Annotated in this window: 17 protein-coding genes and 1 other annotated feature; of the genes, 15 read left to right on the top strand and 2 right to left on the bottom strand. The window is 38.4% G+C overall.

Translation table 11 applies throughout. The features are described 5' to 3' along the window. The first annotated feature begins 6 nt into the window (after positions 1 to 6). Positions 7 to 82: a sequence feature (ribosomal protein L21 leader region), on the top strand. 14 nt (positions 83 to 96) lie between these two features. From rplU to ACIQXF_RS05830, 8 genes are all read left to right on the top strand, one after another. Next, a complete protein-coding gene (gene rplU, locus ACIQXF_RS05865; RefSeq protein WP_402780121.1) occupies positions 97 to 405 on the top strand; it encodes a 50S ribosomal protein L21 in 309 nt (102 codons plus the stop codon). A gap of 16 nt (positions 406 to 421) precedes the next feature. After that, entirely contained in the window at positions 422 to 778 is a 357-nt protein-coding gene (locus ACIQXF_RS05860; RefSeq protein ID WP_402780119.1) for a ribosomal-processing cysteine protease Prp, read from the top strand. Then, a complete protein-coding gene (rpmA, locus tag ACIQXF_RS05855) occupies positions 775 to 1,074 on the top strand; it encodes a 50S ribosomal protein L27 (RefSeq protein ID WP_053484817.1) in 300 nt (99 codons plus the stop codon). The genes ACIQXF_RS05860 and rpmA overlap by 4 nt, the downstream gene beginning before the upstream one ends. A gap of 141 nt (positions 1,075 to 1,215) precedes the next feature. Beyond that, positions 1,216 to 1,743 (top strand): Spo0B domain-containing protein, encoded by a 528-nt coding sequence (locus ACIQXF_RS05850; RefSeq protein ID WP_402780117.1) that lies wholly within the window; start codon positions 1,216 to 1,218, stop codon positions 1,741 to 1,743. A 5-nt stretch (positions 1,744 to 1,748) separates the two neighbouring features. Next, positions 1,749 to 3,038 carry a GTPase ObgE gene (gene obgE / locus ACIQXF_RS05845; protein WP_402780115.1) on the top strand — a complete coding sequence of 430 codons (1,290 nt, stop codon included), beginning with the start codon at positions 1,749 to 1,751 and terminating at the stop codon, positions 3,036 to 3,038. A gap of 24 nt (positions 3,039 to 3,062) precedes the next feature. Further along, positions 3,063 to 3,518, top strand: a complete 456-nt coding sequence (locus ACIQXF_RS05840) for an ACT domain-containing protein (protein WP_053484814.1) — start codon at positions 3,063 to 3,065, stop codon at positions 3,516 to 3,518. A gap of 323 nt (positions 3,519 to 3,841) precedes the next feature. Next, positions 3,842 to 4,720, top strand: coding sequence for a prephenate dehydratase (gene pheA, locus ACIQXF_RS05835; protein ID WP_402780113.1), 879 nt, complete (start codon positions 3,842 to 3,844; stop codon positions 4,718 to 4,720). 174 nt (positions 4,721 to 4,894) lie between these two features. Beyond that, positions 4,895 to 5,257 carry a thiol-disulfide oxidoreductase DCC family protein gene (locus ACIQXF_RS05830; RefSeq protein ID WP_402780111.1) on the top strand — a complete coding sequence of 121 codons (363 nt, stop codon included), beginning with the start codon at positions 4,895 to 4,897 and terminating at the stop codon, positions 5,255 to 5,257. A 192-nt stretch (positions 5,258 to 5,449) separates the two neighbouring features. Here the strand turns inward: ACIQXF_RS05830 and ACIQXF_RS05825 are convergent, their stop codons facing one another. Then, complete coding sequence (locus tag ACIQXF_RS05825; RefSeq protein ID WP_402780109.1) at positions 5,450 to 5,983, bottom strand: transcription repressor NadR; 534 nt, start codon at positions 5,981 to 5,983, stop codon at positions 5,450 to 5,452. 142 nt (positions 5,984 to 6,125) lie between these two features. Here ACIQXF_RS05825 and ACIQXF_RS05820 point away from each other — a divergent pair, with 142 nt between their 5' ends. The 7 genes from ACIQXF_RS05820 (at position 6,126) to yajC (ending at position 12,522) form a co-directional block, all read left to right on the top strand. Then, positions 6,126 to 7,124: a LysM peptidoglycan-binding domain-containing protein gene (locus ACIQXF_RS05820; RefSeq protein ID WP_402780107.1), complete on the top strand. Its 999-nt coding sequence runs from the start codon at positions 6,126 to 6,128 to the stop codon at positions 7,122 to 7,124. A gap of 106 nt (positions 7,125 to 7,230) precedes the next feature. After that, a complete protein-coding gene (locus ACIQXF_RS05815; protein ID WP_402780106.1) occupies positions 7,231 to 7,992 on the top strand; it encodes a phosphotransferase in 762 nt (253 codons plus the stop codon). Positions 7,993 to 8,105: 113 nt separating this feature from the next. Beyond that, the gene (gene ruvA, locus ACIQXF_RS05810) at positions 8,106 to 8,726 is read left to right on the top strand and encodes a Holliday junction branch migration protein RuvA (RefSeq protein ID WP_402780104.1); all 621 of its coding nucleotides are present in this window, start codon (positions 8,106 to 8,108) and stop codon (positions 8,724 to 8,726) included. An 18-nt stretch (positions 8,727 to 8,744) separates the two neighbouring features. Continuing rightward, positions 8,745 to 9,749, top strand: a complete 1,005-nt coding sequence (ruvB, locus tag ACIQXF_RS05805) for a Holliday junction branch migration DNA helicase RuvB (RefSeq protein WP_402780102.1) — start codon at positions 8,745 to 8,747, stop codon at positions 9,747 to 9,749. A gap of 18 nt (positions 9,750 to 9,767) precedes the next feature. Continuing rightward, on the top strand, positions 9,768 to 10,808 hold the full coding sequence (gene queA / locus ACIQXF_RS05800; protein ID WP_402780100.1) for a tRNA preQ1(34) S-adenosylmethionine ribosyltransferase-isomerase QueA: 1,041 nt from the start codon (positions 9,768 to 9,770) through the stop codon (positions 10,806 to 10,808). Between the two features lie 122 nt (positions 10,809 to 10,930). After that, a complete protein-coding gene (tgt, locus tag ACIQXF_RS05795; protein WP_402780098.1) occupies positions 10,931 to 12,076 on the top strand; it encodes a tRNA guanosine(34) transglycosylase Tgt in 1,146 nt (381 codons plus the stop codon). A gap of 173 nt (positions 12,077 to 12,249) precedes the next feature. Continuing rightward, complete coding sequence (yajC, locus tag ACIQXF_RS05790; RefSeq protein ID WP_402780303.1) at positions 12,250 to 12,522, top strand: preprotein translocase subunit YajC; 273 nt, start codon at positions 12,250 to 12,252, stop codon at positions 12,520 to 12,522. Positions 12,523 to 12,618: 96 nt separating this feature from the next. On the opposite strand, the gene ACIQXF_RS05785 is transcribed toward yajC, so the two are convergent. Next, positions 12,619 to 13,470, bottom strand: coding sequence for a polysaccharide deacetylase family protein (locus ACIQXF_RS05785; RefSeq protein WP_402780096.1), 852 nt, complete (start codon positions 13,468 to 13,470; stop codon positions 12,619 to 12,621). Positions 13,471 to 13,490: the final 20 nt, after the last annotated feature.

Here is a 13,490-nt window from a genome sequence, read left to right as displayed (position 1 = left end):
GCACCCGTGCTACTACAACCGCTCTGTGAAGGTTTAAGTATCTTATGATCACCTTCATATACAGGCGAGTCTGAGTCTAAGAGGAGGTGCAGTAAAATGTACGCAATTATTGAAACTGGTGGTAAACAAATCAAAGTAGAAGCTGGTCAAGAAATCTATGTTGAGAAATTAGGCGTAGAAGCTGACGAAGTTGTAACTTTCGATAAAGTTTTATTCGTAGGTGGCGAAAACGTTAAAGTTGGAGCTCCATTCGTAGCAGGCGCTACAGTAACAGCTAAAGTTGTTAAAGAAGGCCGTGCGAAAAAAATCGTTGTTTTCAAATTGAAAGCTAAAAAGAACTACCGTCGTAAACAAGGTCACCGTCAACCTTACACAAAATTAGTTGTTGAAACTATCAACGCTTAATTGTGAGGTGTAGCGAATGATACAAGTTACGATTCATCACGATGAAAATAGACATGTGTCAGCATTTGAATTTTCAGGACATGCTGAATACGATGAATCTGGTAAGGATTTAGTATGTGCAGGAGCATCTACAATTGCCATTGGTACGGTAAATGCTATTTATGCACTATTACAATTACAGCCAGAAATCGAACAAGCTGCTGAAGGTGGAGGCTATCTTAAGGTAGATTTACCGCCAGATTTAGAGCCTGAGATTGATGCAAAACTACAGTTAATTGTCCAAGTAATGACTGCCCAAGTGTATTCTATGGTGCAAAATTATGGACAATACATCCAAATCAACTACAAACAAGTAGGAGGTGGAACTCGATGAAATTATTATTAGCATTAGACCTTCAACTTTTCGCATCTAAAAAAGGGGTAGGTTCTACTAAAAACGGACGTGACTCTGAGTCTAAACGTCTTGGTGCTAAACGTGCTGATGGCCAATTCGTAACTGGTGGTTCAATTCTTTACCGTCAACGCGGTACAAAAATTTACCCAGGTACAAACGTAGGTCGTGGTGGTGACGATACACTATTTGCTAAAGTTGACGGCGTTGTTAAATTCGAACGCTTAGGTCGCGATCGCAAACAAGTATCTGTATACCCAGCATCACAAGAAGCTTAATCTTTATAATAAAGATAAATATAAAGCGTAGGACTGCATTTATTGCAGTCCTTTTTTTGGCTAAATTTCGATGAAGAATTAAGGGAAAAATACAGCAAAACTTGTTATACTAGTAAGGATAACTTTATTGGAGTGAATGGGATGAACAATCAATCACTAACCATTAGTGAAGTATTACGTTTTGCAAATCATGATTTTGTGAATCAGCTTCAGCTTATTCGCATGAATTTAGATTTAGGTAGAATTGATGAATCGAAAAAACTTATTCAAAATTATTCGGAACAATTACGAGTACTTTCTATCCTTAATCGTTTACAATTACCACAAACAATCGAATGGCTACAAACAGCAGGCTGGCGCTATCCTTCATTACCCATGAAGCTCAGTGGTGAGATAAAAAAGCCTGTTACAAATACTATTGATTCGGAAATTGTAGATTACTTAAACAGAACAGTTATGCATGTTTATGATACATTAGATCCATTTACAGAGCAGAGCTTAGCGCTCAATGTACGTGTTGACGATCATACATTTGCCGTGACTTTCGCGCTAAATGGACAATGGAGTGCTGACGCATTCACCGAAAAAGGTTTGAAACAATTAGACATTCAAACAATTGAGCAGACTAATAAGTGCTGGCAATATGTAATGAGTGCAAATAGGGAGTGAACTAAATGTTTGTCGATCACGTTAAGATTTATGTAAAAGGTGGCGACGGTGGGGACGGAATGGTTGCCTTTCGCCGAGAAAAATATGTACCGAATGGTGGTCCAGCTGGTGGAGACGGTGGACATGGTGGTAACGTAGTATTTGAAGTAGAAGAAGGCTTACGTACATTAATGGATTTCCGCTACAAACGCCATTTCAAGGCTGACCGTGGTGAGCATGGTATGAGTAAAGGAATGCATGGTAAACGTGCAGACGATTTAATCGTTAAAGTACCACCAGGCACAGTTGTTATCAATGAGGAAACAAATGCTGTCATTGCTGATTTAGTCGAGCATGGGCAAAGAGCAATAATTGCTAAAGCAGGCCGAGGTGGACGAGGAAATTCTCGCTTTGCGACACCAGCAAATCCAGCTCCAGAACTTTCTGAAAAAGGTGAGCCAGGACAAGAATTAAATGTTATATTAGAGTTAAAAGTTTTAGCAGATGTGGGACTAGTAGGTTTCCCAAGTGTTGGTAAATCAACACTTTTATCTGTTGTTTCTGCTGCTAAGCCAAAAATCGGTGCATATCATTTTACAACAATTGTTCCGAATCTAGGAATGATTGAAACAGATGATCATCGTAGCTTTGCGATGGCAGATTTACCTGGTCTTATTGAAGGAGCACATCAAGGAGTGGGCTTAGGTCATCAGTTTTTACGTCATATCGAACGTACACGTGTTATTGTCCATGTAATTGATATGTCAGGAATGGAAGGTCGCGATCCGTACGAGGACTATTTAACGATTAATGAAGAGCTAAAGCAATATAATCTTCGTTTAACAGAGCGTCCACAAATTATTGTGGCAAACAAAATGGATATGCCTGAAGCAGAAGAAAACTTAGAGGAATTCCGCAAAAAAGTGGAAGAAGATATACAAATATTCCCTATTTCGGCAATTTCACGTCAAGGTTTAAAAGAGTTACTATTTGCTATTGCGGACTTACTTGAAGTGACGCCTGAATTCCCTCTATATGATGACTTAGAAGAGCAATCAGAAGCAACAGTAATGTACAAGCATGAAGCAAAAGGGGAAGATTTCGAAATTACTCGTGATGATGATGGTACATTTATCATTAGTGGTTACGCAATTGAACGCCTATTTAAAATGACTGACTTTAGCCGCGAAGATGGTATTCGCCGTTTTGCACGTCAATTGCGAGCAATGGGTGTAGATGAAGCTCTACGTGAACGTGGAGCACAAGATGGCGATACAGTTCGTCTACAAGAGTTTGAATTTGAATTTGTCGATTAAGACAAGAGTTTTAGGGGGAAGCGTATGAAGAATGTTGCGAATCAGCGATATTATTTAGTTCGTGAAGATGTTTTAACCGATGCTATGCAAAAAACTTTGGAGGCGAAGCACCTACTTTCAAGTGGTTCGGTATCTTCCATTTGGGATGCGGTAAAGCAGGTGGATTTATCGCGTAGTGCGTTTTACAAATATCGTGATGCTGTATTTCCATTTCACTCAATTGTGCAGGAACGCATTTTAACAGTCTTTTTACAGCTTCAAGACCGAAAAGGAACACTTGCTAAGCTTTTAGAAACGGTGACAATTACGCATTGCAATGTACTGACTATCCATCAAACAATACCGATTCAAGGACGTGCTAATGTTACATTGTCATTAGATGTAACGAGTATGACATGTGAACTTGATGATTTAATACAACAACTTAAACGTTTAGATTTTGTAGAGTCAGCGGAAGTCATTAGTTCAGGTGCATTGTAAGATTGGTTAAAAGTTCCCTTTGAAAGATAAATGAGCGTGTAAAATTTGCGAACGGATCCAGGCATACGGCTGCAAATAAAGCTCTAAGAGGAGCAGTCCCACTTGATTTAAGTATCTTTGGGACAGCTCCTTATTCTTATCTCTTAAGAGACGGATAGAACGTTCGTATAGGTAAGGGCAGTCGTCAAAACATGTGGAGAATTCACATTGTGCCTCACCCTAACATTTGATGTTGAGTCATAAAATGAAAATTCAAAATTTTTACATTTTAACTATTTGAAATTAAACTTTATACTACAATTGTAGTGAAGGAGGTAAATGTAATGACAGAGCAACAATGGGAAAAACGGATTGGATATTTAGGACCAGAGGCATCATTTACATACTTAGCAACAAAGGCAATCTTTCCGAATGAGTGGCTCGTCCCTTGTACGTCAATTCCAGAATGCATAGAGGCAGTCGCAGAAGGGAAAGTAGATTTAGCGGTGGTACCACTGGAGAATGCTTTAGAGGGCTCTGTGTCATTAACGCTCGATTATTTATTCCATGAGGCAACTCTATATGTTACAGGGGAACTTCAATTGAAAATCCAACAGCATTTGATGGTGAATAAAGCTCAGAAGGATCATTGGGAATCGCTTGAAGGTGTTTATTCGCATCCTCATGCGTTAGCTCAATGTCATAAGTACTTATTCTATCGCTTCAGCCATGTTCCATTGCATCAAACAACATCAACTGCAGCTGCGGCAAAATATGTATCCGAAAATCCAAATGAGTGTATTGCGGCAGTAGGGAATGCAGCGGCAGCTGAAAAATATGGCTTAGAAATCGTACAATCCAATATCCATGATTTCCATTTTAACCATACACGTTTCTTCGTATTATCAAAGCAAAATATACGATTACCACAAGAATTATCAGAGGGTCAGGCAAAAACTACTTTCATGATAACATTGCCAACAGACCGTTCAGGGGCATTACATCAAGTATTATCAGTATTTGCTTGGCGACAGCTAAATTTAAGTAAAATCGAGTCACGGCCATTAAAAACAGGCTTAGGAGATTATTTCTTTATGATTGATGTATTGGCAGATGAAAAAGAACCTATGATGCGAGGAGCTATGGAAGAACTAGCTGCACTTGGTTGCAAGGTGAAGTCACTTGGTACATACTTTACTTATTTAACTTCAGCCGAGGCATAGAAGTGACTAGGAGGAATTATTGTGGTGGTGGCATTATTTTATCTTCATTCAGCAACACCTACTGAATGAAAATAAAGCCTCCAGCGGATGTCACGGATTTTCAAAGGAATGAATTGTGCAGGCACAATTCAAAATCCGGACGCAATTACGCCAAGGCGAAATTGATTTGACGGAGTGTGCAATTTTTGTGACAGCAGTGTGCAATTTATAATCAAAAATGATCAAGCAGCTTATTTTCAATTTGCATCCATCCAAAGTGAGGCCGGGAAAGCACTACTTGTTGAATATAAGATACCTGAAAATATAGATAGTGTAATATTAATCGAACAAGGAAAGGCGTATTTTGAATCCACAGCAGCACTAAAAATATGTCGGAAGTTAGATGGCTTGTGGCCAGTTTGCTATGTTTTCATCTTTTTGCCTCTTTTTATACGAAATACGGTTTACCGAATTGTAGCTAAAAATCGCTATCGCCTATTCGGTCGAAAAAAAGTGTGCCTAATGCCAACACCTGTACAACGAAAAAGATTCCTTTAACTACTGAAGCTATCCAACTAATTGTGGATAGCTCTTTTTTGTCGTAGAGTAAATAAAATTATAAGTAGTTATAGGCATTAAACATGCAGTATGAAGTGAAGTTAATACGAGCTAAAGGGGTTAAGACTAGCAGCTACTTAATTATTAAAGTCCAAAATCTGTGGGAAATTATAGTGGATGTAGATTAAAGATTTATTGATCCGCAACTAAATAGCCCTTTTTATATAATGTTTGCTCAATTAAATCTAAAATTTCAACTGAAGGCGCAGAGATAACATGAAGATGTGTACCACCAGTGAGTTCAGATAAATAACTTGCCTGTGTTTCGGTAACTCGTTGAATAAATTTCTTCACCTCATGCCGGTTAGAGACCATAATGGAAGCTATAATTTCACCATAAATAGAGTGTTCAACAATAACATTTTTTACTGTACCACCACAATCAACTATTGTCATAAGTTCATCTTCTGTATCCTTTGAGGTATGGAAGCAAGGGATTGTACGTTCAACAGTATGGTGTAATTGTTCCTGGTTCATATAAAGATAGCCTTGACTAGTTGCAATAATAGGTTCATTTCTAGCCTTTAATAATGTCATATCATTAACAATGACTTGTCTTGATACATTAGCGAATTTAGCTAAGTCTGTCCCTGTTATTGGTGCTGAACTATTTTTTAGTTGTGCTAGAAGTTGCAGTCGGCGTTCTTCGCCTAACATTTTTTTCATAAGAGATCACCTCTGCCTGTAATGAAGGAAGCAGTTTTCCTTAAAAACTAGTGTACCATGAAGCATTTGCAACATGCGTGAATTTTTTGTATCCAAATGAAACATTGAACATATGATACGTAGAGAGGAAGGGAGGAAAAAATTGCGTATTCATATTGTTCAAAAAGGAGATACGTTGTGGAAGATTGCGAAAGAGTACGGCATTTCATTTGAAGAATTAAAGCGACTCAATGCCCATCTTGCCAACCCAGATTATATAGTGCCTGGCATGGAAATTATTTTGCCTGAAAAAGCACACAAAGATACACATAGAGAAGGCCATCGAGAGGGACATAGAGAAACAAACTGGGAACATCATCGGGAAGGCCACCGAGAAGGACACAGAGATGGCCACCGAGAAGGGCATAAGGAGACACATTGGGAATCGCATAAAGAAGGACATAAGGAGTCACCTACTCACATAAAAGAAACTGTAAAAAAAGAGATACAGCGACCAATGCCTCCACCTGTTGTAGTCCCACCACCACCGATGCCAGAACCACAAATGATTCCAATACCTTATCCAATGCCAATGCCGATGCCTCAGCAACCAATGTATGTACCACAGCCTGTAGAGCTAAGTTGGAATCAACAACTTGTCATGCCATCAATAGAGCAAAATCAAGCTGTTACACCACCGCCAGTTCAAATTCAACCACCGCCACCAGCACCAGCACCAATGCCACAACCTATTTTCATTATGCCACAAATGCCAATGGTGCCACATTGTGCAAGCTGTCATCAACCAGTACATCATCATATGTGGTGGCCAATGCCAATGCATCCACAAGTAGAGGCCTATACAATGCCGGAACAACCATCTTGTGAAATGCCAGCAGGAAAGGTTGCAGGAATGGGGGATTTCTTAGAATCTAGTACATCTCCATTCTTCCCTGTACAGCCAATGCCAGAGATGAAAATGGAGCATTCTTGTGGTTGTAATGCACAGCCTGTAATGCCGAGCTGGCAAATGGACACATGCCATTGTCCACCGCCGCCGTGCCCACCACCATGTCCGTCACATTACCCAATGCATCACCCGTCAGGACAATGGATGTCACCGCATTTTTACCCAGGCGGGATGACGCCTTATCGATGGTAAAAAAGCGTATATTGTTGAGGAAGTAAAGCCGAATATCTGGAAATATAAATATCGATCGAATAATTATTTTGTCAAACGAGCAAAGCAGTTAGAAATAGCAGACAAGGTGAGACTTATTCATCGACAGCTTGAACGTCTTGAGCCCACGCTTATCTTGCCTTTAGTGAAAAGTGACGATGAGCTTTTAATCGTACAAGATTGGCAAGAAGAAAGTAATAGTGCTAATTTTGCACATAAAATAGACCGAAAAGAATCACTTAAGTTATTAGTTGCTTTACATGATACACATAAAAAAATTGCTTGGCAGAGACTATCTGGCTTACACACCTATTCACAACTTTTAAAATGGCAAATGCGTCATATGCGTTTTAAGAGTAGACAAAATGAATTTCTTGCATTTTTAACGAAAGAAGAAATAGATCAAATTTTACACTATAGTGAGAAGTCATTACAGTTAATTGCTATGGAGAATGTACCTGAAAAAGAAATTACCCTTTTACATGGCGATGTCGTTCATCATAATTTTTTATGGTGCTCCGATGGGAAATTGCGTTTAATTGATTTTGATTTGGCACACCTTGGAGAAGCGGATGATGAATATATTCTATGGTTACATCGTGTATTGCCAGCAGTAGATTATGACCTTGGTAAAGTTTTTGAAGAGTTACCAGAGCTAAAGCGATTAGATAAAAGAAAGCTACATCGTTTAAAATATCCAAATGAGTTATTGCGTGAATGGCTTTTTGCAGTGGATTTACCGTTAGATCAACAGCTAGTATTTTTAGATTATTTAGTGCCGTTTACTAAACGAGCCCTCACATGTTGGCCAAAACTGTGGTACGATATTGATAGAATGATGAAAAAATGACCGTCTTTTGGCGGTCATTTTTTCTGTGAGATCAATTACTAGTACTATTCTTATAGTCGAGCATTCGTTCGCTTTATGCTATAATCGAAGACGATGATTGAGAGGGATTATAGATGTATGATTATTTAAAAGGACAAATTAAGCGTATTACTCCTGAGTATGTCGTGCTTGAACAACAAGGGATTGGCTGGCAGCTGAATACACCTAATCCATTTGCGTTTAGGACTTCTGCACTTGAGCAACAAATTTTTGTACACTTACATGTACGTGAGGATGCACAAATATTATATGGTTTTCCAAATTTAGACCAACGAGAGCTGTTCCGAAAGCTAATTTTAGTATCAGGAATTGGACCTAAGGGTGCTTTAGCTATTTTAGCTACTGGTAATCCGCAGCAGGTTATAAGTGCCATTGAACGAGAAGATGAAGTATTTTTAGTGAAATTCCCAGGAGTGGGTAAGAAAACGGCACGTCAAATGATTCTAGATTTAAAAGGTAAACTTGGTGGTTTATTAGAGACGATTGAGCTACCTAGTGCAGAAGATGAGTTACCACTATTCGGTGTGAATCCATATAAACATGAACTTGAGGAAGCCATCCTTGCTTTAATGGCGCTTGGCTATTCTGAAAAAGAGTTGGAAAAAATTCGTCCACAGCTTGAGGATAATGACAAGCTTGAAACAACAGATGCATTTATGAAACAAGCTTTACAATTGCTATTAAAGTTAAAATAGTGAAAGGGGGGAAAGTACATGTCTGAACGTATGATGGCCAGTGAGGCAGGGAGCTATGATGAACAGTTTGAATTATCTTTAAGGCCTCAAAGATTAGCACAATATATTGGTCAACATAAGGTAAAAGAAAATTTACAAATTTTCATTGAAGCAGCAAAGCTTCGTCAGGAAAGTTTAGACCATGTGCTGTTATATGGACCTCCTGGACTGGGTAAAACTACATTAGCTGCTGTTATTGCCAATGAAATGAATGTCAATGTACGCATGACTAGCGGCCCTGCAATCGAACGTCCTGGAGATTTAGCAGCTATTTTAAGCTCACTGGAGCCTGGAGATGTGCTTTTTATCGATGAAATACATCGCCTGCCTCGTGCAATTGAAGAAGTGCTTTATCCAGCCATGGAAGATTTTTGTTTAGATATTGTCGTTGGTAAAGGACCTGAAGCACGATCTATACGTCTTGATTTACCACCATTTACGCTTGTCGGTGCCACAACAAGGGCTGGCGCATTATCAGCACCTTTAAGGGATCGCTTTGGTGTATTACTGAGATTAGAGTATTATGATGATACCTCACTTGCTGAAATTATTGTGCGTAGTGCACATTTATTTGCTGTTGAAATTGAGCAAGTAGCAGCAAGCGAAATGGCAAGACGCTCTCGTGGCACACCTCGTATTGCAAATCGTTTGCTTAAGCGAGTGCGAGATTATGCACAAGTGCTTGGTGATGGTATGATTACAGATGGACTAGCTAAGCAAGCACTTGAGCTATTACAAGTTGATCCTAGAGGGCTTGACCATATTGACCATAAACTTGTGACCAATATGATTGAGCGCTTTCGTGGTGGTCCTGTAGGTTTAGATACATTGGCAGCTTCCATTGGTGAGGAACGTGTAACGATAGAAGATGTGTACGAGCCATATTTGATGCAAATTGGCTTTATACAGCGGACACCACGTGGACGTGTGGCAACACATCTAGCCTACGAACATTTCGGATATGATTATCCCCAACAAACATAGAAGAAGGAAGTTTTTTTCATGCGTGTAGAAGATTTTGATTTTGAATTGCCAGAGGAGCTTATTGCACAAACACCGCTTATGGATCGTACTGCAAGTCGATTAATGGTAGTGACGCCAGGTTCAAAAAAAGTGGAGCATCATCATTTTGCCCATATTTTAGAGGAGTTACATGCTGGAGATTGTCTTGTGTTAAATGATACAAGGGTCTTACCAGCACGCTTAATGGGCGTTAAAGAGGAAACAGGTGCCCATATAGAGGTACTTTTATTAAAGCAAATGGCTGGTACAGATGAATGGGAAACACTTGTTAAACCGGCTAAACGTGTAAAAGTTGGTACAGTTATAACATTTGGAGAAGGCTTACTGACAGCTACTTGTACAGGAGAGCTTGATCACGGTGGACGTACATTTGAGTTTAACTATAATGGGATTTTTTATGAGATATTAGAGCAACTTGGTGAGATGCCATTACCTCCATATATTCGTGAAAAATTAGAGGATAAAGATCGTTACCAAACTGTTTATGCAAAAGAACGTGGTTCAGCAGCAGCACCAACTGCAGGCCTGCATTTTACAGAAGCATTACTGGAGCAAGTAAAAGCAAAAGGGGTCGAAGTTGTATTTATTACTTTACATGTGGGACTTGGAACTTTCCGTCCTGTAAGTGTAGAATCAATTGAAAATCACGAAATGCATGCCGAATTTTATAGTGTGACGGAAGAAGCGGCAGCAATCATTAACCGGATAAAGAGTAATGGAGGAAAAGTGATAGCTGTTGGGACAACCTCTACACGAACATTGGAAACTATTGGCTCTAAATACGGAGGCGAAGTGCGTGCAGAACAAGGTTGGACGTCCATTTTCATTTATCCAGGATATAACTTTACAGTTGTAGATGGTTTAATCACAAACTTCCATTTACCAAAATCAACCCTTGTGATGCTTGTGAGTACACTTGCCACACAAGAAACCATTTTAAGTGCATATAAACAAGCTGTAGAAGAAAAATATCGCTTCTTTAGCTTTGGTGATGCTATGTTTATTCGTCCGAAAGGATAAAACTATTTGTAATCAGTGGGAGTTAGTCTAAAAACGGCACATCCTGTGTCAACGAACGACTAACTGACTCGCATCGTGCGAGCCTCTGTTTTTACTTCAGATAAGAGAGGAATATTTATTTTATGACACAACCAGCAATTCGTTATGAGCTACTTCATACTTGTAAGCAAACAGGAGCACGTCTTGGTATCGTGCATACACCACATGGCTCTTTTGAAACGCCAGCATTTATGCCTGTTGGTACACAAGCAACTGTTAAAACAATGTCACCTGAGGAACTAAAAGAAATGAATGCAGGTATTATTCTTTCGAATACATATCATTTATGGCTACGACCAGGTAATGATATTGTCAAGGAAGCAGGGGGCTTGCATAAATTTATGAACTGGGATCGCCCAATTTTAACAGATTCAGGTGGTTTCCAAGTATTCTCACTTAGTCAATTCCGAAAAATTGAAGAAGAAGGGGTTCACTTCCGCAATCATTTGAATGGGGATAAATTGTTTTTAAGCCCAGAAAAGGCGATGGAAATTCAAAATGATTTAGGCTCAGATATTATGATGGCATTTGATGAGTGTCCACCTTTTCCAGCGACATATGACTATATGCTGCAGTCTGTAGATCGTACAACACGTTGGGCTAAACGTTGTAAGGAAGCTCATAAACGTCCAGAGGAACAAGGTCTCTTTGGTATTATTCAAGGGGGAGAATATGAGGATTTACGCCGTCGTTCTGCAGAAGCATTAGTTGAACTAGATTTCCCTGGCTATGCCATTGGGGGACTTTCCGTAGGTGAACCTAAAGATATCATGAACAGAGTATTAGAGTTTACTACGCCATTGATGCCAGAAAATAAACCACGCTATTTAATGGGTGTCGGATCACCAGATTCATTAATTGATGGAGCTATTCGAGGCATTGATATGTTTGACTGTGTATTACCAACACGTATCGCTCGTAATGGTACATTAATGACATCAGAAGGCCGTTTAGTCGTTAAAAATGCAAAATATGCACGTGATTTTGGCCCGATTGATCCGAATTGTGACTGCTATACATGTAAAAATTATTCGCGTGCGTATGTCCGTCATCTAATTCGTACTGAAGAAACGTTTGGTATTCGTTTAACTTCATACCATAACTTGCACTTCCTATTAAAGTTAATGGAACAAGTACGTGAGGCAATCCGTGAAGATCGTCTTGGCGATTTCCGAGAAGAATTTTTCGAGAAATACGGCTTTAATGGACCAGATGCAAAGAACTTCTAATATCTCGTAAAAAAATCATGTAAATTTGTGTGAAATATGAATATTTCTAGCAAATAGTTGTCTATCATAGAAAAAATATTAGTAATATAGAAAAATTTTGGGCTTGTCCATCGCTTTTTTAGGGTGGAATAGTCTATACTAAAAAAGTGAGAATTGGAAAGGGGGCAAGAATGATGGAACAATATTCTGGCTTAATTATGATTTTAATCATGTTTGTTGCAATGTGGTTTATTTTAATCCGCCCAGCTAAAAAGAGACAGCAGGAAGCACAAAATATGCAAAATAGTTTGCAACGTGGTGATAAAGTGATTACAATCGGTGGCTTACATGGCGAGGTTGACTCAATTGAGGACACAACTGTGACATTAAAAATTGCAGACAATGTGCGCGTTAAATTTGACCGTCAAGCAATTGGACGAGTTGTAAAAGACGACCAATTAAAATAATAATGAGAAAAAGACTTACAATTTGCATAATGAGTTGTAAGTCTTTTTTTGTTAAGCTCGATACATGATTATCTCTTTATTTTATTCCCGTTTTGCTCAAGTGCCATCGTTTTTTAGTTTCTTAATTAATTCAGCTCCAGTTTCATTGCCATTTACCGTTATTCTACTTAAAGCAAAAACATTATCGCCCATATTAACACCTTTATTTTTAATAACAAAAGCCATTTTAAATCCAACATCTTTCGCTAATCTCATTGCATCTTCAGAATTAGTTCCAAAGGGATAGCTAAGAGCAATTGGTTCATATCCTAACTTTTCTTTAATAATTTTCCTAGAAAGAAGTAAATCCTTTTTAACCCTTTCTTCGTACTCTTCTTGTTTTTCTAGGTTTCCTTTAATGTAACTACGCCCATAAATAGCACCTTTCATTCCTCCGCTGAATGATTGTAATTTAGAATGTGAATTCCAAGTATGGCTTTGGATGGTTATATAATCTTTCATTTCTTTTAATTGATCCCAGTTCATTTTAGGAATTTCGTTTGGACGTACATTCTTTCCGCTTTTTTCTAAAATGTGACTAGTAATAACAAAGATTTCTGCATGCATTTTGTATTTTTTTAAAATGGGATAAGCTTTTTCATAGTTGCTTAAATAACCATCGTCAAAAGTTATTAACACTGGATTTTTAGGTAACTTTTTTTTACCGTTCAAATAATCATATAATTCTTGAGCTGTAATCGAATTATACCCTTTCTCTTTGAGCGTTTTAATTTGATTTTCGAAATTCTCTGGGGAAATAATTGTATTATTATTTACGTTATTTTCTAAATGGTGGTACATAAGAACGGGAACTGGAATCTTTTCATTTTGATATCCATAAATAGGGTTAGGTTTAATGAGCAATATACTAAAAGCAACAATAACTAAAAAAATTACTATCCTTTTCATCTTCTCACCTTGTATTCATG

Source organism: Lysinibacillus sp. NPDC097231, from assembly GCF_044761885.1.
Taxonomy (GTDB): Bacteria; Bacillota; Bacilli; order Bacillales_A; family Planococcaceae; genus Lysinibacillus.
This window is presented reverse-complemented; position numbering and strand designations above follow the sequence as displayed.